The sequence below is a fragment of the Winogradskyella wandonensis genome (assembly GCF_004346845.1).
Classification (GTDB): Bacteria; Bacteroidota; Bacteroidia; order Flavobacteriales; family Flavobacteriaceae; genus Winogradskyella; species Winogradskyella wandonensis.
In genome coordinates this window covers 683,371-706,401 of the sequence record NZ_SMGI01000002.1, presented here as the reverse complement: position 1 = coordinate 706,401, position 23,031 = coordinate 683,371, and the positions used below count along the sequence as shown (strand labels likewise).

Here is a 23,031-nt window from a genome sequence, read left to right as displayed (position 1 = left end):
ATGAAAACCCCAATAAAGACACATAAAAGAACCCGAGCCCAAGAAAGTTCTAACGCTATAGAGCGCATGTATATTACCATGCGACACTTATTTAATCGTGGTTTTTATAAGCCAATGGGTGTTTCTGGAGAAACACTAAGAGAGGCTTTGTTACTTCTTAGACCAGAGATCTATGGGTCTATTGCAGACGAAAAAGCAGAGTTAGAAGGACTATTGTATGTAATTGACCGGTTACCCAATGGCATAGAGGAGTGCACGTATATTAATTTAACAAGTGATGAGGGCTATGGAGACTCACATTTTAAAGTTATAATTCCGCCAAAACGAAGACGTAATTGCTACCGTATCGATGCGGAGCAGATGAATATAGAAATTACACGCGGTCGTTCCGAGATTTACGATATTCTAACACACCTTACCTTTTTATTTGTAGAATCGCATAAAATAAGTAAACGTGTTCTAATCGATGATAACGGAGGCACCATTAGAGATTGGAACAAATTAGAAGATGCTGTAAATAAAAATAAAAAACTCACTCAGAAAGAGCGTGAAATTGCAATTACCCATACAGCACATATTTTAGGAAGAACATTTAGTGAGATTTCTCAGGTATATTCGGATTTTGCCACTGAAAGTCAACCAGAACGGTTTCTTAATATCGTGTTTTGGCTGGGTAAATTAGCCATAGAGGAAATTGTCAATAGCAAAAAACGCACGGTAACCTTTAGTCCCGTATTACGGGAACGATTGGGGCATCATATTCATGGTGAAATATGGGCAAATACTATTAAATCTGTTTTAAATGAGAAAGGATTACTGCGAAGACCTATTCATATTATTAGCGCAAATATGCATAGTGTGATGAATTCTTTATTCGCAAGTTCTGCCTTAAAATCTTCCAAAGAAAAGCGAGAAATTTACGAGCTTTACCAGGCGTTAAGTCAACCACAGAATAGCACAATGCGAAGCAAGGTGGAAGCGTTGGCTCTTAAAAACGGAATGACCAATATCAAAGACACATCAGGGACAAATATAGATGTTCAGATTTTTGATACGAACAATTTAGATTTTTCTAAAACAAGTTTTAAATACGAGGAAACAACTGTAGAGAACAAAGCGGTAATCATAGTTATGGACTATGCTTTTGGAGAGCAAGCCTATGAAACTATGGACGAGTTGCTGAAACCCGTATCCTTTAATGGAGATAAAGTACATTTAGATGTTAAGTCTATCTCAATAATGGGTAAGGCGGGTATACTTCAAGGCGGTAAAGGTGATGTTATGATTCCTTCGGCACATATTTTTGAAGGTACAGCAGACAATTATCCGTTTAAGAATGAGTTATGTAAACAAGATATGGTAGATTGCGGAGTTGACGTTTATGAAGGTTCAATGATAACTGTACTAGGCACATCATTACAAAACAAAGAGATATTAAAGTTCTTTAAAAAGTCTACATGGAATGTTATAGGACTAGAAATGGAAGGCGCGCATTACCAAAAAGCCATACAAGCGGCCTCAAGAGTAAGAGGCAATATAAACGAGGATGTAAAAGTGAGATATGCGTATTACGCTAGTGACAACCCATTAGAAACAGGAAGCACATTAGCATCTGGAGGGCTCGGCTCAACAGGAGTAAGACCAACATATGTGATAACAAATAAAATTTTACAACAAATATTTAATCAATTATAGATTATGAGTGAAAATAGCCAACAAACAAATCAAGAAGAAATAGATTTATTAGGAATATTAAAAGCTATAGGAAAAGGATTTCAGAAAATTTTTGATTTTATTTCATCACTTTTTGGTTCGATTTTTAAATTGATAGTATTAATAGTTGCCCACTTTTTTAAGTTTTGGAAATTATATGCTGGGAGTTTAGTCTTGGGTTTGATATTAGGTTTTATTTTGGATAAAAATTCTGAAAAAGTTTATGAGGCTAATATGTTTATTAAAACTAATTATGACTCAGCTTATCAGGTTTATGAAAACATTTTAAACTTAAATGAATTGGCTAGTGTAGATCAAGATTCAATTAAGTTATCTGAGGTATTAGATATTGATGTAGAATTGGCCTCGAAAATAAAAGGTTTTAGTATTGAACCAGAGACGAATGAGAATGAGAAAACAAAAATGTTCTCAAATTTTTTAAGGGAATTAGATTCGGTAACCGCATCAACTAAAAGTTATAAAGATTTTGAAATGTCCCTGCAAGGTTATCAATTTGAAACTCATAAATTAATTGTTGAGTCCACTGATAAAGATATCTATGCTCATTTAAATGATAAATTATCTAAAGTTTTATCAGAGAATGTATACCTAAATTCATTACTAGAGGTAAACCAAAAAAATCTTGAAAGAGAAAAACAGAGCCTAGTTAATCAAGGAGAAGAATTAGATGTACTAATAAATAAATATTTAGAAATACGTGTTAAGGAATCTCAAAAAGAGCCACCAGTTCCCAATGCAGGAACTAATATTAGTTTAGGCAGTAACAAAGAGTTGAACCTTTTGGTAAATGAAGCTCCGTTATTAAAAGAAAAGCTTGAACTTCAAAATAGGATACGAGAGGTAGAGGCAACTAGAGTAAAAGAAGCTAACATAGTATCTGTTTTAGCTAATTTTCCCGAGACGGGCTATATCAAGAAGGAATGGTATGAGAAAAATAAGTACAGGATTCCCGTTGCTTTATTTTTTACTACTATTCTAGTAATGATATTGTTTTCACTTAAGAGTTATTTAGAAAGAAAAGAATATATATAATTGAAATTTTTAATAACAGGAGGATTAGGATTTATAGGTTCCAATTTTATTGAGTACTATTTAAAAAAGTATTCGGGATATCAAATCGTAAATTTAGATAAGCTCACCTATGCAGGAGAGCTTTCTAATTTAAAGTCAGTTGTAAATCACCCTAACTACACTTATATCAAAGGAGATATTTGTGATAAAAACTTAATTAAAAGTCTCTTTGAGGAATATAACTTTTCGCATGTCATTCACTTTGCGGCAGAATCCCACGTAGATAATTCAATAGCAAGCCCTGATGCATTTATAAACACTAATGTTGTGGGGACATTTAACTTATTAGATATCGCTAAAAATCATTGGATGCAAGGACCATTTAAGTTTAAAAATGGATGCGAAAAAAATCGATTTCATCATATTTCTACAGATGAGGTTTACGGCACATTAGAAGAAACAGGTTTGTTTACAGAAACCACAGCTTATGCGCCCAATAGTCCGTATAGTGCGTCTAAAGCATCATCAGATTTTTTAGTAAGAAGTTATTTCCACACCTACGGAATGAATGTTGTTACAACCAACTGCAGCAATAATTACGGGCCAAAACAACATGACGAAAAACTAATTCCAACCATTATTAGAAAAGCTTTAAAAGGTGAGCAAATTCCTATTTATGGCGACGGCAAAAACATTAGAGATTGGCTTTATGTTTTAGACCATTGTAAAGGTATTGACTTAGCGTTTCAGAAGGGTAAATCAGGAGAAACCTATAATATTGGCGGCAAAAACGAAAGAGACAACCTTTATATAGCTAATACAATCTGTAGCATTTTAGATAATTTAAGACCACGAGAAGACTCTTATTCGAGTTTAATAACTTTTGTGTCAGACAGACCAGGTCACGATTTTAGGTACGCTATTGATGCTTCTAAAATTGAAAATGAATTGGGTTGGAGCGCAGATGAAGATTTTGAATCAGGTATTATAAAAACCGTAAATTGGTACATCAATAAATACGAGCAATAAATGAAAGGAATAATTCTAGCTGGAGGTTCTGGAACTCGATTGCATCCGCTCACATTAGCGGTAAGTAAGCAGTTGATGCCTATTTATGATAAACCAATGATTTACTACCCACTTTCTACGCTTATGTGGGCAGGGATTAGGGAAATATTAATCATATCAACCCCACAAGATTTACCACTTTTTAAGAAACTTTTAGGTGATGGCTCTCAATTGGGTTGTAGCTTCAATTATGCAGAGCAATCACATCCTAATGGTTTAGCCGAAGCATTTATTATAGCCGAAGATTTTATAGGAAAAGATAAAGTGGCGCTTATTCTGGGAGATAACATTTTTTATGGCACTGGACTTTCAGATTTACTCCAGCAAAACAATAATCCTGAAGGCGGAATAGTTTATGCCTATCACGTTCACGACCCTGAAAGGTATGGCGTTGTCGAATTTGACAATAATCAAAATGTAGTTTCTATAGAAGAAAAACCTCATAATCCAAAATCTAATTTTGCAGTACCAGGTATTTATTTTTACGACAACAATGTTGTTGAAATAGCCAAGCAAATTAAGCCGAGCCCAAGAGGAGAACTCGAAATTACAGATGTAAACAAGGCTTATCTAAAAAATGGAAATCTTAAAGTAAGTATATTAGATAAAGGCACTGCTTGGTTAGATACAGGGACTTTTCAGTCGTTATTACAAGCTTCACAATTTGTTGAGGTTATTGAAGAGCGTCAAGGCCTTAAAATTGGAGCCATTGAAGAAGCTGCATACACTATGGGCTACATCGATGATGAGCAGCTAATTAAGCTAGCCGAACCATTAGTTAAAAGCGGCTACGGTAAGCACTTATTAAGCCTAGTTAAGAGCAGATAATATGCAGATTAAAAAGACCAATCTTGATGGGTGTTACATTATACAACCGAGACTATTTAAAGACGAACGAGGCTCTTTTTTTGAAAGTTTTAATAGCAAAGTTTTTAAACAACTAACGGGATTAAATTTAGATTTTGTTCAGGATAATCAATCAACCTCTTCAAAAGGTGTTTTAAGAGGGTTACATTTTCAAAAAGGAAAATATGCCCAAGCAAAATTGGTACGTGTAGTCAGAGGCTCAGTTCAAGATATTGTGGTAGATATTAGACCAAAATCCAAAACTTTTGGAGCGTATTTTTCAATTGAGCTTTCAGAAGAAAATAACACTCAGCTTTTTATCCCTAGAGGTTTTGCACACGGGTTTTTAGTTCTAGAAGATGATACGATTTTTACGTATAAATGCGATAACTTTTATAATAAGGAAAGTGAGTATGGTATAATCTACAATGACCCAAATCTTAATATCGAATGGAAAAATCTAGATGTAGATTATAAACTATCACAGAAGGACTTACAATTACCTAAACTTGAAGATTTAGTATTATGATTTCGGTTTTAGTAACGGGTAAAGACAGTCAACTGGGACTATGCATTAGAGACTTACAGGATAGCCATACAGAGATATTGTTTGATTTTAAGAATTCAAAAGAATTAGACATTACCTCAGAGCAATCTATAGCAAAAACTTTTGAAGCCAATGCTTACGATTATTGTGTTAATTGTGCTGCTTACACAGCGGTTGACAAAGCCGAAACAGAACCTGAAAAAGCAAAATTAATTAATACCATTGGTGTTAAAAATTTAGCCTTAGCCTGTAAGAATCATGGTGTTGTTTTAATTCATATTTCAACAGATTTTGTTTTTGATGGCAAAAAGAAAACGCCTTACACAGAAGAAGACCTGACTAATCCTATCAACGTCTATGGAAAAACAAAACGAGATGGCGAAATTGAAATAGATAGAGTTTTAGATAGATATTTTATTATTCGTACATCTTGGTTATACTCTCAATACGGAAATAACTTTGTTAAGACCATATTGCGTTTAGCAGAAGAGAAAGATGAAATTAATGTGGTGGATGACCAACTTGGGAGTCCAACTAATGCAAATAATTTAGCCGAGCTTATAGTAAAATTAATAAGCACAAAGAATAAAGCTTATGGTATTTATCATTTTTCAGATAAGGGAACTACAAGTTGGTATGGTTTTGCTAGAGAGATTTTCTCCCGTTCAGGTGTAAAGGTCCAATTAAACAATATTACTTCATCTGGTTTTTATACTGCTGCAAAGCGACCAAAATATAGTGTATTAGACACTTCTAAAATCTCAAAAGAAATTGGCCTAATCAGCAAAGACTGGAAAGATGGACTCAAGCGATTATTTTTCCAAACGAATATATCTAGCGACCTGTAATATCTTTAAAAATAAACGATATTTGCAGTATTATCCACACACCTTAAATTTGTTATAAATTGAATATGGAACACAAAATTGCAATTATTGGTTTAGGTTATGTCGGTTTACCTTTAGCTGTAGAATTTGCAAAAAAATACAAGGTCGTAGGTTTTGATATAAACGATGAGCGCGTAAATCAATTAAATAACGGGCATGATTACACTCTAGAGGTTGGCGATGCTGACTTAGCTAGGGTTTTGACAAAAGGAAGTGAGATAGGCTTAAGGTTGTCCTCTAATGTGGATGATATTAGGGACTCTAATATATATATCGTTACTGTGCCTACTCCAGTTGACAGGAACAATAGACCAATTTTAAAACCACTAATAAAGGCTTCTGAGACAGTTGGAAAAATTTTAAAGGCGAAGGACATAGTTATCTACGAATCTACCGTTTATCCTGGTGTTACAGAAGATGAATGTGTTCCTGTTTTGGAGAAATTTAGTGGCTTAAAATTTAATGAGGACTTCTTCTGCGGCTATTCTCCAGAACGAATAAATCCAGGCGACAAAACACATACAGTCGCAAATATTAAGAAAGTAACATCTGGATCCACTCCAGAAATTGGAAAAGTTGTTGACGAACTTTATAAGTCTATAATCGTTGCAGGAACACATTTAGCACCTACAATTAAAGTTGCTGAGGCTTCCAAAGTAATAGAAAATGCACAAAGAGATGTAAATATTGCATTTGTCAATGAACTCGCCATAATATTTAACAAGCTTGGTGTTGATACTCACGACGTTTTAGAAGCGGCAGCGACAAAATGGAATTTCCTTTATTTTAAACCCGGTTTGGTTGGTGGTCACTGTATAGGTGTAGACCCTTTTTATTTAGCGCAAAAAGCTCAAGAGGTTGGCTACCATTCAGAGATAATATTAGCAGGAAGACGCTTAAATGATAGTATGGGAGACTACATTGCCACTGAGATTCTAAAGTTTATGGTAAAAAAAGATATTACCGTAAAAAATGCCAAAGTATTAATGTTGGGAATAACTTTTAAAGAAAATTGTCCAGATATTAGAAATACTAAAGCTATAGATGTTTATAAATCTCTTGGTCAGTACGGAATGCAAATAGAGGTTTACGACCCATGGGCAAATTTTGAAGAGGTTAAGGCAGAATACGAAATACAAATGATTCCTGAATTAGGTGCTAACTATGACGCTATAATACATGTTGTTGCACATAAAGAATTTAAGGATATTGACTTTAATCGATTAAAGTCTAACAAAGGTGTTATTTACGATGTTAAAGGAGCCCTATCAAAAAATATAATTGATAAAAGATTATAATCTGTAAAAACAAATTATTAGGCGTTAACTCTAATTGTGTAGGCAAAAAAAATGAATCTAAAGTACTATGTAAGTTCAATTGGCCTTTCTTTTTTTGCAAAAGCAATAGGATTAATAAACATTATGCTAATTATTCCGTTGCTTGTAAACAATTATTCTGCAGATGAATTTGGCATATACATATTGTTAACTCAACTGATTACAATTTTTGGTGTTTTAGACTTTGGTTTAGGAAGTGTTTTAATTAACGAAATATTATTTTTCAGAAATTCTAAACAATTTGGAAAGATAAAAGAGATTATTATTCAATCATTTAGTTTTTTATTAATTGTTTCTCTTGTTTTGACTTTATTGACGGTTTTTATTCTTTTTATCTTAAAAGAGCCTAAATCATATGATTTTTTACCGGATATAATTAAATCTGCTAAGAATTTAGATTTATTCAAAATTTCGGTTGTTTTCTTTCTAATTCTTCCCTTTACACTTATTCAGAAAATACAATTTGGTTTTTTAGATAATGCTGTTTTTCATTTTGTTGAGGTCATACAAAAAATAATTCAAGGTGTTGGAATTTTTATTATGGCCAAAAACACTTATAATATTTTTGACATAGTCTTTTTTTATTATAGTGTCATACTTTTAACAGACATGCTGAATGGAATTATTTATTTTTTCTTCATAAAGAAGCCTATATTACAGTCAACGAAGTTTACTAGGCAAAATTTACTTCCGCCATTATTTAAAAAGTCTTTTTATTTCTTTTTAGTTAGTTTATTCTTTTTCTTTTCAAATACAATTGACACCTACCTTATCAGTGGTTTTGGAAATTTTCAAATGCTTAAAGATTATGATATTATAAAAAGACCATATGAGATATGTATGGTAGGTATAATGATAATAATTTCAGTATTATGGCCTGTTTTTGGAGAGGCATATCAAAAAAAACAAGTCTCTAAGATTAAGATGATTGTTAGAAGGTCTTTATTAACTGTAACAACAGGGTTACTTCTCCTTTCTTTGACAATGTTCTTTTTCGGTAACGAAATCATTAGTCTTTGGATAAACCAGACGAAAGAATATAAAGTTTACTTATTTCTTATAGTTGGATTAATGTATTTAATGTTCAGTCTAGGAAATGTTTTTATTGCATACTTAAACTCGGCCAATAGTATTTCTGTACAGGTTATTATCTATTCTGTGATGACATTTATAGGTGTTCCTTTTAAAATTTTCTTTATTAAATCTTATGGCCTAGATGGTTATTTTATAGCGTCTTCAATTATACTTGCCTTTTTATTTGCAATTCCATTATATTATCAATATTCAAAAAAAGTAAAAAAAGCTAAATTAGAATCAGACACATAAATGCGTAAAAAAAGATGATATTAAAAGACACCAACATAATCAAAATTGATAAAGCTATAAAAACAATGGTTTTGTTAATTTCTTTCTCACTTCCTGTAAGCGAGAAGTTGTGTTCTGTTTTTATTGGTCTTACAACAATTCTTTTAATATTTAAAGGTAGGTTCTTGAAATTGCCAAAGCATTATTTGTTGTTTGTGCTAGTTTTTTTCGCCTTACTATTTCATTTTTTAAACGAAACAGGATTTGATTTAAAAATTTTTGAGAGAAGATTGAGCTTTTTAATATTACCATTTATAATCGTCAATGCTCAGGTGGTTAAGCATAAGATATACAAAGCATTTATTATTGGCACCATATCTTCTTATTTAATATTAATGGGCATTGCATTTTTTAAGTTTATTGAAAATGGATATTCTTTTGTTAGTAGAGGATGTATAACTTGTACTTGGTTTAACTCAATCCCCAAATCAGCAAACTTCCTATTTCACTCTCAATTTACTGAATATACTCATCACTCATATTTTGGGGTCTTAGTCACCCTATCTTTATTGTTACTCTACTTTGTTAGAAATAATTTTTCTAAAAAGAGATTGTATTTATTTGCAATCGTTTTAGTCTTAGCTTTATTTCAATCTTTTAGCCTAGTTAGTTTTATAATAGCAGGTTCTATTTTGATGTTAATAATCTTAAAAAAACCTTTAGGAAAACTCATAAGAAATTTACAAGTATTAGTAATTACTTTTCAGGCATTGGTAGTTCTTGCTTTTTTTTTAATAAGCAGTATTAGTACAGATAATAGGCTTTTTCTTTGGAAATCATCTACAGAACTCATCAAGGAAAATAGATTCATAGGAGTAGGAATTATAAAAGTTAAAAAGCAGCTGTATCAATACACGGAGCATAAAGAGAAAATAAAAGGTTTTAACGCTCATAATCAATACTTACAATACATATTAGAATATGGATTGTTACCCTTTTTAGTGCTAGGTTATTTTTACATTAAAGAGGTTGGTTTAATTAAAAAAAGAGAATATCAGTTAATTGGAGCTGTATTCCTGTTGTTTGGTTTTGTAGAGTCCTTTTTAGCAAGAGCCTTAGGAATTATGATGTTTAGCTTTTTTTATTCTATAATTTATAAATTTAAAAATAATGAAGAGCATTATTAAAACAGGGATTATTTACATCATCTGTATACCTGTTTACATTTTTAATAAATATTTAGTTCACTTGATTAGAAAAGCTAATTCTATAATGGTAAGTAGAGGTATTAAGACAGGAAAAAATGTTATACTACATGGAAATGGTCAGATTTTAGGCAAAGAAAATTTAGTTATAGAAGATAATGTAAGGATTGGAAATAATTATTTTTTATTTGCTTTGGGAGGCATTAGGATTGGGAGAAATACACAGATTTCTAGAAACGTTTGTATATACTCTTCTAACCATAATTATGAGAGTGATTTGAGTATTCCTTATGATAATACTTATATAAATAAACCCGTTGTAATAGAAGAGTCTTGCTGGATTGGAATGAATGTAAATATAATTCCAGGTGTCCGACTTGGTAAAGGTTGTATTGTTGCAATGGGGTCTACTGTTACACAAGATGTCGAACCATTTACTATTGTTGGGGGAAGCCCAGCAAGACCAATTGGTAAACGAAAGAAACTAAACTTATTTAATGAAGAGCCAAAAAAAGAATTTGGGAGTGTTTTTCCAAAAGATTAATAGTATTGTAAAAGGTAAAAACACCAGCTTTCTATTTTATAACCTAGTAAGTTCTTTTGGCAACATTCTTATTATAATATTATTAAGTCGTTTTTTAGACAAAAACACTTACGGCCTCTATCGACAGGTGTTTTTCATATCAGAATTATTAGTTCCTTTTATCTCTTTTGGTCTAGCAAATACAGTGTTTTATTTTTTTGGAGTTGAGAGAGACAAACGAAAAACTCTAATTAACTCAATTTCCATAGTTGCGCTTTTTGGAATCCCATTTATCATAATAGCGATAGTTATAAATAAACTTAATTTAATTTATTTTGAAGAAGCAAAAGAGTTAATAAGCTATCTATGGTTAACGATTTCTTTTGTGTTAATTCAAACTACAATTAGGCTTTGTATAGCATATTTTGTATACGTAAAGAAGATTAAGCCTATACTAAGAATTACAATATTTCAATTTTTAGGATTATTAATACTCAATTATCTTGTTCTGATGGGGTTTAACAGCCTCTTATACTTAATTCTAGTTAGAGTTTTAATTTATGCAATTGTTATAATTTTACTTTTAAGAATTTTAAAATTAAAGCTAAATGCAATAAATAAAAAAACTATAGCCTCTCAGATTAGATATTCTACGCCCTATGCATTAGCACTTTTAGTAGGTATATTATCTACTCACCTAGACAAAATAATAGTTCTAAACAATTTTACCACTGAGGATTTTGCCAATTATATTAATGGTGCTTTTGAAATACCAGTAATAATAATAATAACAAGCACCTTATCTGGTTTAACTATTGGCAAACTAAATGAATTTTGCTCTACGAAAAGATATCAGAACGCGATAAACTTGTTTAAGAACAGTATGGAAATATCTGCTTGTTTCCTGTTTCCAGTATTTTGTTTCTCGATAGTGTTTTCCGAACAGATTATGATATTTTTATTTGGCATACAGTATGCCGATGCAGCGGTAATCTTCTCTATCTATTTATTGCTTTTACCAATTAGGATTATTATCTTTTCTGATATACTTATAGCACTTGGGCATAGCAAAATTTTTCTATTCAGAAGTTTAATAGAGCTTCTAGTTAACTTTTCTTTGAGTATTATTCTTTTAAAGTTCTTAGGAGTTAAAGGCGTTGCAATCGCAACAGTACTATCTGTACTACTATGGACAGTACCATTCAACTTTTCAACAATTCAAAAGACTACTAAAATAAAATCGGTTATTCCCTTAATACCGTTATTTAAAATATTATTACTATCCTTTACACTTTCTATTTTCGCTTATTATATATTTGGGCTCTTATTAAATCATTTTAACTTGTATCTATTGATAGTCTTAGTGACATTAATTTATTTCCTAATTTATTTCGCTGTTGGCGTGAAGCTTAAAGTAGTAAAACTTAATAAGTTTCTTGAATTATGAGTTCAAGCGCAATCATATTAGCCATTTTGTTTCCTTTATGTTTTTACTTTATAAAGCCAAAAAACAAACCAAAGGATACACGCTTTTTATTTATGATATACTATGCGTCAATTATACTCTCAATTTTTTACGATGTATCAAAAGACATTAAGTCTTACAGGTCAATAGACGAATATAGTGTTGGTTCTTTTTTACTTTTTGGTGCTCTAATATTATTGGCTTTATATCCATTAATGAAACTGAGGCCAATAGTAAACGTTAACTCTAAGCTTAAGCTGTCAAAGAGAAATATGATTCTGGTTAAGATTTTAGTTTATGGTAATTTTTTAGCAGTATTATATTTTCTACCTTCAGTCATTGAGGCATTTGGACTTGGGGCAGAAAAAGTACGTGTAGATGTTTTACAGCTTGAAAAAGGATCAATACTCCCTAAGTCTATTTTCACTACCTTATTTGTTACGTTTACAGCATTTAACCCCCTAATTATAGTTCTGTTTTTTTTGAATTTAAATAACATGTTTAAGTTCAACAAGTATATTTTAGGATTAGCTAGTTTATCGTACATTTTTAATTCGCTAGCATTTCAGGCAAGAGATGGTTTTATTTATTATATTTTTATATTTCTGGTAGTTCAGCTCAATTGTTATGGAAAGGTCCCTAGCATTTTGAAACGAAAAATCACTAAAAAACAAAGTTACATATGGCTATCGTCCTTAGTGTTTTTGATTGTTTTAGGGTATATAACAGCACAAAGATTTCATAAAAATATTTCAGATTTTTTTAATGGTATCATAGGTTATGTTGCACAACAACCTTATACTTTTGCTGAGAATTATTTAATAAGGTCGGAATACGATAATTTCTATGGACCATTTTTCCGTTTTCCAATTATCTGGCCATTACATAATGAAGAATTAGAACGTACCATGGCGTACGAGTGGAATTTTGGCACCTTCATAACAGATTTTTATAATATCAATGGACTTTTTACCTGCGTGTTAATATTGTTGTTTATGAACTTTATATTTAGGCAAATTTTAAAGAATAAACATCCGCTGGGATATATTATTGCATACTCTTTAATCATTCATTTTTATATATCTGGTTTGTTTTATTTTAGATTAGGTAACATGCTTGGCAACACATATATAATAGCAATGATTTTAATGTCTATAATCGTTTCTAAAAGAATAAAGTTTAAATGAGTGAAGAAAGATTAGAGTTATGCTTACTTATTCCTATACATGATTTCAATCATTACCAAAAAAAAATGATTGAATCTTTAAAAGTGCAGGACAGTGAAAGTTTTATGGTTTACTTTGGGTTTAATGGGATATCAAGAGAGAAGTTTTTTGATTGCGAAAAATCGCTTTCAAAGTTAATTAATAAAACTTTTTCCTTTAAGAGCTTGTATAATGAAACAGGAGATGCCAATTTAATGAGACAGATTCTCTTCGAAAAGAGTAATTCAGACATTCCTTATGTAATGTATTTAGACTCCGATGACAGATTGGCTAAAGAAAATTCACTTTCTGAGATTATAAACCTAAAAAAAGAACATTCTCCTGATATTTTATGTTTAAATATTTCTACTACAGACGATAGTGGAGAAACCATATATTTTAAGGATAGGCTCGAGTTTAAATATGGAGATAAACTCTTAGACAAAACAAAAAACACTAATCAAATCATAGAAGATTATAGGAGTAATATTGTAGCAAAAGTTATAAATCGTCATTTACTGGAAGGTATTAATTTTAAGTCTTTGCCAATGTTTCAGGATTGGAATATCTCAGGAAAACTTTATGATCGTTTTTTTAGTATATATAATTCTACAACAGTACATTACCTCTATATTCATAGAGAAGACTCTGTTTCAAACAGTTTTAGGAGAGAAAAATTATTTAAGCTAGCAGAGTGCGTAAAGGATATTAACTCCAATATACAGAAATCTAAATACCATTCTCATTTAAATATCTCTTTTTGGTTAAATTTTTTATCATATTCAGTTAAGTCAAATTATTACAAACCTTTCTTTAGAGAGTATAGATATTTTATGAAAGAAATAAACCCCTTTAAAATTATATCGATTAAGCAATTTATTAAGTATTTTTTCATTGCCATTCCTGTTACAGGTATTTTGTATTTTAAATTTTTTAAGGATGATTAAAATAGTATTTCTATATACAGAGATAATGCCATACACGGTCGCAATGTGTAAAGAGTTGATTTCAGAAAATAATGCTAGTATTCTTTTTTTTTCTATTCAAGAAGGTAAGTTTTCAAAATTTAGCTTTAATAACAATTTAGATCCAAAGAGGTTTGAATACGTCGTTGCCGAAAACCTATCATCAAATGATATCGTAAATAAAATTAGGGTTTTTTCTCCCAGCATATTATTTATTTCTGGATGGGGGCATAAATCGTATAACAATACCCTATCAAAAATAAAAAACAATAATTGCAAGGTGGTCATAGGAATGGACACTCAGTGGAGCGGATCCATTAGACAGTGCCTAGGAAGTTTATACTTTAGATTTTTTTTAAAGAAAAGATATGATTTTTGTTGGGTAAGTGGTTACTATCAATATGAGTTAGCCAGAGCTATAGGTTTTAAGAGAACCCAAATAATTAAAAACCTATACTGTGCAGATTTAGAAAAATTTAAACATAAAGAAATAAGTAAACTTCATAAAAATATAATTTATGTAGGTAGAATAGCCAAAGAGAAAAATATTAATCTTTTAATAGATTCTTTCAAAGAATTAAAAGTAGACTCTAAATATGAAGATTGGACATTAACTATCGTTGGAGGAGAAAAGAAATCGGTAAATAATAAAGGAATTTCGTATTTACCCTTCTTATCTCAAGAAGAGCTTTCGGTAATTGCTCAAAAATCATCTGTTTTTTGTTTACCTAGTTTATTTGAACCTTGGGGTTTAGTAGTACATGAGTTTACTGCCATGGGTTTAGCCCTATTAGTATCTGAAAAAGTAGGAGCATCTACAGAGTTTATGATTAATGGATATAATGGGTATCTATTTAATCCACTAGACAGAAAAGAATTTACTATTCAATTAGAGAAAATAATGAATAGCAGTGATTCTGAGTTAATCGAAATGATGAATAATAGTAAAAAACTTTCTCAGAGAATTTCATTACAAACAACATCAGCAAACCTATTGTCAATAATTAGGTAAAGTATTTAGTATTTATCTCTATTTATAACTAGTTAATACTAACCATAACAAAAATCAATTATTTATTTTTGTTTTTTACTAATATTTAGTTTGAGAAAGAAAATCATTTTAGAGGCTAGCAATATATATTCAGGAGGCGGTTTAGTTCTATTAAAATTGTTACTTGAGGAGATTCAGTTTAAAAATGTTGATGCTATAATTTATTTAAATTATAATCACGTCATAAATGAAATAGAAAAAGAAGGATATAAAAACTTAGAGATAAAAAAATCCACTTTTAAGTCTACTATAGTAAGATATTTTAAAAAAAGAAGCAATGTTGTTTTTTTATGTAACCTCCCCCCTTTTTTTAAAAACAAGAGGTCTTCACTTGTTTTCTATAATGAGCTTTTTTTTAAGAAGAAAAATTTATTAACGGCATCAGGGATTAAATTTCAGTTCTACAATCTTTGGTTTAGGTTATTTTGCAATAATGTAGACAGAGTTTTAGTTCAATCTCCACATATTGAAAAGTTGATTAACAAAAAGACTAGATGTAGAAATGTTATAAACATACCAATTTATAAGAAGTTTAATAAGACCATATCAGTAGATAAAAAATACGATTTCTGTTATGTAAGTAGTGGTGCTCCACATAAAAACCACGCTAAATTATTTCATGCTATTAGTATTTTAAACGCACAAGGACACGAGCCTAGTGTGGTTTTAACAATCCCTAAAACAGAAAAAAAATTAATAGAGAGCTTACACGAATTAAATAAAAAGAACAACAATAAAATTGTAAATTTAGGATATATTGATAACTCAGAAATAGAGCAGGTATATTCAGAGTCTAGTTGTTTAATATTTCCTTCTATTGCTGAGGCCTTTGGAATGCCTTTAATTGAAGCTCATGACTTAGGGCTAAGGGTTTTAGTTTCAGATTTGCCTTATGCTTATGATGTGTTTGAAAAAGTTGAAACTTTTAATCCCAAGGATGCATTAAGTATTGCTGAAAAAATGAAGGCCTTTTTAGATGGGGATTTAAATGGTAAAGAACAAATATCCAAAGTAGAAAATAAATTGGATGAATATGTAAATATACTTTTAGAAAGTAAAAATGAAGATGATCAATAAAAAACTTCTTATAACAGGCGGAACAGGGTCATTTGGGAATGCTGTCTTAAATAGATTTGTGAGCACAGACCATTTTTCAGAAATTAGAGTGTTTTCTAGAGACGAAAAAAAGCAAGACGAACTCAGACGAAAGGTAGCCAACCCTAAGGTAAAGTTTTATATAGGCGATGTTAGAGACTACAGGTCTGTAGAAACTGCTGTAAGAGGTGTAGATTACATCTTTCATGCAGCTGCTTTAAAGCAAGTGCCGTCTTGTGAGTTCTTCCCTATGGAAGCGGTAAAGACCAATGTTGTTGGTACGGAAAATGTTTTAGATGCTGCTATTGCTCATGGCGTAAAAAACGTTGTTGTATTGAGTACAGATAAAGCCGTGTACCCAATTAATGCAATGGGTATTTCTAAGGCTATGATGGAAAAGGTTTTAGTTGCAAAATCTAGAAATGCAGGCAATACCATTATTTCAGGAACACGATACGGAAATGTAATGGCCTCAAGAGGCTCAGTAATACCTTTATTTGTTGAGTTAATGCAAAGCAAAAGTGACTTAACAATTACTGACCCTCGTATGACAAGGTTTATGATGACTCTTGACGATGCAGTAGATTTAGTACTTTTTGCTTTTAAAAATGCCAAGCCTGGAGACATGTTTGTTCAAAAAGCGCCTGCGGCTACGATTGAGATTTTAGCAAAAGCATTGTTAGAACTCTACAAATCTGATAGTAAACTTAAAATTATAGGAACAAGACATGGTGAAAAGCTTTATGAGTCCCTATTAACAAGGGAAGAACGTGTTAAGGCAGAGGATTTAGGAGATTACTACAGAGTCCCAGCAGATGGTAGAGATTTAAATTATGCGAACTATTTTTCTGAGGGAGAAATAGACATGAATACAGTTGAAGATTATCACTCTCATAATACAGAGCAACTAGATGTCCAAGGCATGAAAAAACTCCTGCTAAAACTAGATTTTATTGGAGAAGATATAAAGTAAGATTTTCATGCAAGAATCATTACCAGAAATAATTACAGGAGGTTCTTATTCTGATAATAGAGGACTGTTACAATTTTTTAATGAGTTTGACATGTCTGAAATTAAAAGAATGTATTTCACAACTCATTTTAATACTAATGTTATCAGAGCATGGCAAGGACACAAGATAGAAAGCAGGTGGTTTAGATGTGTGAGAGGCAGCTTTGAAGTTAAGCTAGTTAAAATTGATAATTGGGAAACTCCAGACGATAATTTAAAGGTTAACGAATATACATTATCCTCAAACAAGGAAGAGATACTTTATATACCAAACGGGTATGTAAATGGCTTTAAAGCATTAGAAGAAAACTCTAAGCTTATGATTATGTCAGACTATGGTTTTCAAGAAATAGAAGATGATTATGTTAGATATGACCAAAATAAATGGACAACATGGTAAACAAAATTAAAGTTGGCATTACTGGTCAAGGAGGTTTCATGGGAAGCCATCTTTATAATTTCCTTGGCACAAAGCAAGAGGTAATTCAGCATGTTGAATTTAAAAGAGATTTTTTTCAAAACGAATCCCAGCTTCAAAATTTTGTCTCCACATGTGATGTAATTATTCACATAGCAGCTATGAACAGGCACGAAGACCAGCACGTTATTTACAACACAAATGTTAACTTGATTAAAAAGCTTTTAGATGCATGTGAGGCTACAAAAAGTAATCCTAAGATAGTTTTTTCATCTTCAACTCAGGAAGAGAATGATAACCTTTATGGGAAGTCTAAACGAGATGGAAGAAAACTTTTTGAAGACTGGGCATCTAAAGTAGGAGCATCAGTAACTTCATTTATTATACCCAATGTTTTTGGACCTTTTGGGAAGCCATTTTATAATTCTTTTATAGCAACATTTTGCCATCAAATAATTCAAGGGGAAAAACCTACTGTAATCAATGACAGTAAAGTTAATCTTATATACATCAACGAACTATCAAAAGCTTTCTATGACGAAATTTTAAAACCAAAAACTAAAAGTATACAATCTTTTGTTGTACCACACACGTCATCAAAAAATGTTTCAGAAATATTATCTCTCTTAGAAGACTTTAAAAAAGATTATGTAGACAATGGACAAGTACCAAAAGTAAATTTAAATTCTTTTGAGTTAGATTTATTTAATACGTTTACTAGCTTCATTCCCAAAGATTACTTTCCGAGAAAATTTGTAAAACATACAGATAACCGCGGTGCATTTGTAGAGATAATGCGATCAGATACCGCTGGTCAATCCTCTTACTCAACAACAGTTCCAGGGATTACTAGAGGCAATCATTATCATACGCGTAAAGTAGAGCGTTTTGCAGTAATTAAGGGGAAGGCTTCCATAAAATTGAGAAAAATTAATACAGATGAGGTTATTGAGTATTTATTAGATGGAGATGAGCCCGCTTATGTAGATATGCCTATTTGGCACACACATAATATTACTAATATTGGGAATACCGAATTAATAACCTTATTTTGGATTAACGAATCTTACAATCCCGATGATGCAGATACTTATTTTGTAGAAGTATAAAATTATTAAAATGAAGAAACTAAAAGTACTAACCGTAGTAGGTACAAGACCAGAAATAATAAGACTATCATGTACTTTAATAGCATTGGATAAAAATGAAGCTATCGAGCACATACTAGTGCATACAGGACAAAATTATGACTATGAGTTAAACGAAATTTTCTTCGAAGATTTAGGTCTAAGAAAGCCCGATTATTTTTTAGAAGCAGCAGGTAAAAACGCAACAGAAACGGTTGGTAATATTCTTATAAAAATAGACCCAATACTAGAGGAGGTAAACCCTGATGCTTTTCTTGTTTTAGGAGACACTAACTCTTGTTTATGTGCCATACCCGCAAAAAAGAGAAAGATTCCAGTATTTCATATGGAAGCAGGCAATCGTTGTTTTGACCAGCGTGTCCCTGAGGAAACAAATCGTAAGATAGTAGATCACGTTGCAGATATAAACTTAACCTACAGTAGTATTGCTAGGGAATACCTTTTAAGAGAAGGTCTGTCTCCAGATAGAGTAATAAAAACGGGAAGCCCTATGTACGAGGTTTTACATAAGTTCTTACCTCAGATTGAAGCATCTGAGGTATTAAATAAACTTAATTTAGAGAGCCACAAATTCTTTGTTGTTTCTTCTCATAGAGAAGAAAACATTAGTAATCCAAAAAACTTCAAAGGGCTTATAGATTCATTAAACCTAATTGCAGAAAAATACGATTACCCGATTATAGTCTCAACACATCCTCGAACACGAAATATGTTGAATGATAAAAATCTAAAAACGCACAAAAACATTCAATTTTTAAAACCATTAGGCTTTTCAGATTACAATGCATTACAGATGTACTCTTTTGCCGTATTGTCAGACTCTGGTACAATCTCGGAGGAATCTTCAATTTTAAATTTCCATGCTTTAAACATTCGAGAAGCTCATGAGCGCCCAGAAGCAATGGAAGAAGCTTCAGTTATGATGGTGGGGTTAAATCCAGAACGAATAATGCAAGGCTTAACCGCTTTAGAAGTTCAAAACAGAAGCCCAAAACGTAATTTTAGAGAAGTTTACGATTACTCAATGCCAAATGTTAGCGAGAAAATGGTGCGTATAATTCTATCTTATACAGATTATGTCAATAGAGTTGTCTGGTCAAAATAATAAAAAGCACATATGGCTTGTTTCTGAGTTATTTTATCCTGAAACTATATCAACGGGATATATAATGACTGAAATTGCCAAGTCATTGTCAAATGATTATAAAGTTTCTGTCATATGTGGTCCAGAATTTTACGAAGAAAAAGAAGAACAAAACGAAATAAAAACCCTGCCTGAAATAGAAATCAATCGAATAAAATCTAAAGGCTATAATAAGAATAGTCTTTTTTTTAGGGCAATAGGACATTTTTTGATAACCTGTAAGATGCTGTCTTTAATGACAAGAAAAATTCCTAATAATTCAGAAATTTTCATGGTTACTAACCCTGTACTTTTAGTTCTTTTTGCAAGTTCAGTAGCCAGAAGAAGAAATTGGAAAATAAAAATACTAGTGCACGATGTTTTTCCTGAAAACTTAGTCATATCAGGAGTTTTAAAATCTAAAACAAGCTATATCTACAAAATGATTAAGCGCATTTTTGATAAAGCTTTTGAAAAAATGGATACTATAATTGTACTAGGTAGAGATATGCTAAAACTATTTGAGAAGAAAGTAGGAAATCAAAAAAATATTACAATTATTGAAAACTGGTCAGATACAGAGAATATTTCGGCTCGACCAATTCCTGAATCATCTATAAAGAAACTACTATTTGCAGGAAACATGGGACGTTTACAAGGTCTAGAAATTCTGCTTGAAGCCTTAAAAAAAACTAAAAACGAGCCATATATGTTTACGTTTATCGGAAATGGAGCGTTGGAAAATGATATAACAGCTTTTATAAATAAAGAAAAAACTAAACACATTGAAAAGTATGGGTGGATACCAAGAGAACAGCAAGATGAGTTTATGTCTGATGCCGCTGTAGGAGTTGTTACATTAAAAGAAAATATGTACGGATTAGGTGTTCCTTCAAAATTTTATAATCTTTTAGCTGCCGGTAAACCTATTTTTTACATAGGAGATGTTAATTCTGAACTATATTTTGTTTTAAAGAATCACGATATCGGCTGGTTTGCTGAGGCGGGAAATTTAGAAGATATTTCAAACACGCTTATTAAGATAGCTAATACAAATACTAATGAGCTTGAGATGCTTTCCAAAAATGCAAGATTTTTAGCCGAAACACATTATAACAAAGAGCTTATTTTAAGAAAATTTAATAAGTTGTACAGTAACTACTAAAATTGTTTATGAAAAGAGTTTTGGTTACTGGGGCTTCAGGTTTTTTAGGAAAGTATATTATTTCAGAACTAACAAGGTTAAATTTCAATTTTGACACCTTAGGTAGAGATAGTACATCAACTATTTCTGCCGACATCTCCAAGACAATACCTGTTTTATCTCAAGAATATGATTTGGTTATTCACGCTGCCGGGAAGGCACATTCTATTCCTACAAATGATAAAGAAAGAGAGGAATTCTACAATATAAATTATTATGGTACGGAAAATTTGCTTTCTGCATTAGTGCATAAGCCTCAATTTATAGTTTTTATAAGCACCGTTTCGGTTTATGGGTTAGATAGTGGATATAATATTTCAGAGGACGTTGAGCTACTTGCTACAGATGCGTATGGAAAGAGTAAAATTAAAGCAGAAGAAGCAATAAGAGAATGGGGAAAAAATCACGGAGTAATTGTAACAATTTTACGACTCCCTCTGTTATTAGGAGCAACCCCACAAGGAAATTTAAAGTCTATGATTCATGCTTTGGAAAGAGGATACTATTTCAATATAGGGAAAGGTAATGCTCAAAAATCTATGGTTTGCGCATATGATGTTGCTGTATTTATACCTAGTATAATGAAAATTGGAGGGACTTATAATTTAACAGACGGATATCACCCAACGTTTTATGAGTTATCCGAGAAAATAACTGAGTTTCTAGGTTTAAAAAAACCAATATCAATACCTTACTATTTTGCTTTATTTGGAGCATATATAGGAGATATTATTCAAATTATAACAGGCAGGAGATTGCCTTTAAACAAAAGACAATTGATTAAACTCACAAAGCCTTTGACATTTAATGACAAAAAAGCGCGAACTTGCGGTTGGAATCCCAAGGAGGTTATTAGTCATCCAGCTTATTGGTTAGAAAAATAAATAATTCTTTAAGTAAGAATATAGAATGGAATACATTGTAGTAGCACTAGTATTATTGGTGTTTTCAATATTATATATTAAAATAGCAGAACGATATGATATTGTTGACAAACCAAATCATAGAAGTTCACATACAGAGCCAATAATCAGAGGAGCAGGATTGATTTTTTATTTAGCTATTTTAATATTTTTTATTTTCAGTGGTTTTAAAATGTCATATTTTATGATTGGATTAACCATAATCTCCCTGATAAGTTATATAGATGATTTAATCTCACTTAGCTCAAGAATAAGACTAGTATTTCAATTTATCTCTATAGGATTAATAATGTATCAATTAATTCTTTTTACTGACATATACTGGGGTATTATCCCAATACTACTAACTTTTGGGGTTGGTTTTATAAACATCTTTAATTTTATGGACGGTATAAATGGAATGACCGGTATATATTCTTTACTAGCGTTTTTAAGCCTTTACATAATTAATATCTATGAAAATTTAATAGATGGGCAATTATTAATTTTCATTATCATATCTATACTAATTTTCGGTTTTTTTAATTTTAGAAAGCAGGCACGCTTTTTTTGTGGAGATATTGGTAGTATATGTCTTGCAGTGACACTTTTTTTTCTTCTTTCTTTCTTTACAATAAAGTTAAAGTCACCTCTCTTTATCCTTTTGATGGGAGTTTATCTTACTGATGCTGGTTTAACTATTATTTACAGAAAATTTCTTGGAGAGAATGTTACAGTGGCTCATAGGCATCATATATACCAAAAGCTAACAGATGTTCTAAACTATTCTCACATAAAAGTATCTTTAATGTACGGTTTGTTGCAATTCGCGATATTCTTAATTATATTGAATACATATAAGCAAAGCCTAGTAATTCAGTCTATAGTATTTTTTGTAATAAGCTTAATTTTGCTTTTAGTTTATATAGCATTATTTCGCTTATTAAAAAACCAGAACTAGCAGGAATATTATTATCCTT

22 protein-coding genes are annotated in these 23,031 nt (G+C 31.2%); all 22 read left to right on the top strand.

The features are described from left to right. A complete protein-coding gene (locus DFQ05_RS07910; RefSeq protein WP_132704850.1) occupies positions 1-1,695 on the top strand; it encodes a DUF6909 family protein in 1,695 nt (564 codons plus the stop codon). A gap of 3 nt (positions 1,696-1,698) precedes the next feature. Then, the gene (locus DFQ05_RS07905) at positions 1,699-2,766 is read left to right on the top strand and encodes a hypothetical protein (RefSeq protein ID WP_132704849.1); all 1,068 of its coding nucleotides are present in this window, start codon (positions 1,699-1,701) and stop codon (positions 2,764-2,766) included. Further along, on the top strand, positions 2,767-3,774 hold the full coding sequence (rfbB, locus tag DFQ05_RS07900; RefSeq protein WP_132704848.1) for a dTDP-glucose 4,6-dehydratase: 1,008 nt from the start codon (positions 2,767-2,769) through the stop codon (positions 3,772-3,774). It abuts the gene before it with no gap. Then, on the top strand, positions 3,775-4,641 hold the full coding sequence (rfbA, locus tag DFQ05_RS07895; RefSeq protein WP_132704847.1) for a glucose-1-phosphate thymidylyltransferase RfbA: 867 nt from the start codon (positions 3,775-3,777) through the stop codon (positions 4,639-4,641). It abuts the gene before it with no gap. 1 nt (position 4,642) lies between these two features. Beyond that, positions 4,643-5,188 carry a dTDP-4-dehydrorhamnose 3,5-epimerase gene (gene rfbC / locus DFQ05_RS07890; protein ID WP_132704846.1) on the top strand — a complete coding sequence of 182 codons (546 nt, stop codon included), beginning with the start codon at positions 4,643-4,645 and terminating at the stop codon, positions 5,186-5,188. Beyond that, positions 5,185-6,054 (top strand): dTDP-4-dehydrorhamnose reductase, encoded by an 870-nt coding sequence (rfbD, locus tag DFQ05_RS07885; RefSeq protein ID WP_199221974.1) that lies wholly within the window; start codon positions 5,185-5,187, stop codon positions 6,052-6,054. Before rfbC ends, rfbD begins: the two co-directional genes overlap by 4 nt. Positions 6,055-6,119: 65 nt before the next feature. After that, a complete protein-coding gene (locus tag DFQ05_RS07880) occupies positions 6,120-7,391 on the top strand; it encodes a nucleotide sugar dehydrogenase (protein ID WP_132704845.1) in 1,272 nt (423 codons plus the stop codon). Positions 7,392-7,442: 51 nt separating this feature from the next. Then, a complete protein-coding gene (locus tag DFQ05_RS07875; RefSeq protein WP_132704844.1) occupies positions 7,443-8,756 on the top strand; it encodes a lipopolysaccharide biosynthesis protein in 1,314 nt (437 codons plus the stop codon). 14 nt (positions 8,757-8,770) lie between these two features. Next, complete coding sequence (locus tag DFQ05_RS07870) at positions 8,771-9,922, top strand: O-antigen ligase family protein (protein ID WP_132704843.1); 1,152 nt, start codon at positions 8,771-8,773, stop codon at positions 9,920-9,922. After that, positions 9,906-10,484: an acyltransferase gene (locus DFQ05_RS07865; protein ID WP_132704842.1), complete on the top strand. Its 579-nt coding sequence runs from the start codon at positions 9,906-9,908 to the stop codon at positions 10,482-10,484. The genes DFQ05_RS07870 and DFQ05_RS07865 overlap by 17 nt, the downstream gene beginning before the upstream one ends. Next, the gene (locus tag DFQ05_RS07860) at positions 10,438-11,910 is read left to right on the top strand and encodes an oligosaccharide flippase family protein (RefSeq protein ID WP_132704841.1); all 1,473 of its coding nucleotides are present in this window, start codon (positions 10,438-10,440) and stop codon (positions 11,908-11,910) included. The genes DFQ05_RS07865 and DFQ05_RS07860 overlap by 47 nt, the downstream gene beginning before the upstream one ends. Beyond that, entirely contained in the window at positions 11,907-13,115 is a 1,209-nt protein-coding gene (locus tag DFQ05_RS07855) for an O-antigen polymerase (protein WP_132704840.1), read from the top strand. The genes DFQ05_RS07860 and DFQ05_RS07855 overlap by 4 nt, the downstream gene beginning before the upstream one ends. After that, positions 13,112-14,080: a hypothetical protein gene (locus tag DFQ05_RS07850; protein ID WP_132704839.1), complete on the top strand. Its 969-nt coding sequence runs from the start codon at positions 13,112-13,114 to the stop codon at positions 14,078-14,080. Before DFQ05_RS07855 ends, DFQ05_RS07850 begins: the two co-directional genes overlap by 4 nt. Continuing rightward, positions 14,073-15,110, top strand: coding sequence for a glycosyltransferase family 4 protein (locus DFQ05_RS07845; RefSeq protein ID WP_132704838.1), 1,038 nt, complete (start codon positions 14,073-14,075; stop codon positions 15,108-15,110). The genes DFQ05_RS07850 and DFQ05_RS07845 overlap by 8 nt, the downstream gene beginning before the upstream one ends. 90 nt (positions 15,111-15,200) lie before the next feature. Continuing rightward, positions 15,201-16,226 (top strand): glycosyltransferase, encoded by a 1,026-nt coding sequence (locus tag DFQ05_RS07840; protein ID WP_158281899.1) that lies wholly within the window; start codon positions 15,201-15,203, stop codon positions 16,224-16,226. Continuing rightward, positions 16,210-17,217 carry a polysaccharide biosynthesis protein gene (locus DFQ05_RS07835; RefSeq protein ID WP_132704836.1) on the top strand — a complete coding sequence of 336 codons (1,008 nt, stop codon included), beginning with the start codon at positions 16,210-16,212 and terminating at the stop codon, positions 17,215-17,217. Before DFQ05_RS07840 ends, DFQ05_RS07835 begins: the two co-directional genes overlap by 17 nt. A gap of 7 nt (positions 17,218-17,224) precedes the next feature. Continuing rightward, positions 17,225-17,656: a WxcM-like domain-containing protein gene (locus tag DFQ05_RS07830; RefSeq protein ID WP_132704835.1), complete on the top strand. Its 432-nt coding sequence runs from the start codon at positions 17,225-17,227 to the stop codon at positions 17,654-17,656. Then, positions 17,650-18,783, top strand: a complete 1,134-nt coding sequence (locus tag DFQ05_RS07825; protein WP_132704834.1) for a polysaccharide biosynthesis C-terminal domain-containing protein — start codon at positions 17,650-17,652, stop codon at positions 18,781-18,783. The genes DFQ05_RS07830 and DFQ05_RS07825 overlap by 7 nt, the downstream gene beginning before the upstream one ends. Positions 18,784-18,793: 10 nt before the next feature. Then, entirely contained in the window at positions 18,794-19,927 is a 1,134-nt protein-coding gene (gene wecB / locus DFQ05_RS07820) for a non-hydrolyzing UDP-N-acetylglucosamine 2-epimerase (RefSeq protein WP_132704833.1), read from the top strand. Next, complete coding sequence (locus DFQ05_RS07815; protein WP_132704832.1) at positions 19,899-21,110, top strand: glycosyltransferase family 4 protein; 1,212 nt, start codon at positions 19,899-19,901, stop codon at positions 21,108-21,110. Before wecB ends, DFQ05_RS07815 begins: the two co-directional genes overlap by 29 nt. An 8-nt stretch (positions 21,111-21,118) precedes the next feature. Then, positions 21,119-22,033 (top strand): NAD-dependent epimerase/dehydratase family protein, encoded by a 915-nt coding sequence (locus DFQ05_RS07810; protein ID WP_132704831.1) that lies wholly within the window; start codon positions 21,119-21,121, stop codon positions 22,031-22,033. Positions 22,034-22,058: 25 nt separating this feature from the next. Continuing rightward, the gene (locus DFQ05_RS07805; protein WP_132704830.1) at positions 22,059-23,012 is read left to right on the top strand and encodes an MraY family glycosyltransferase; all 954 of its coding nucleotides are present in this window, start codon (positions 22,059-22,061) and stop codon (positions 23,010-23,012) included. Positions 23,013-23,031: the final 19 nt, after the last annotated feature.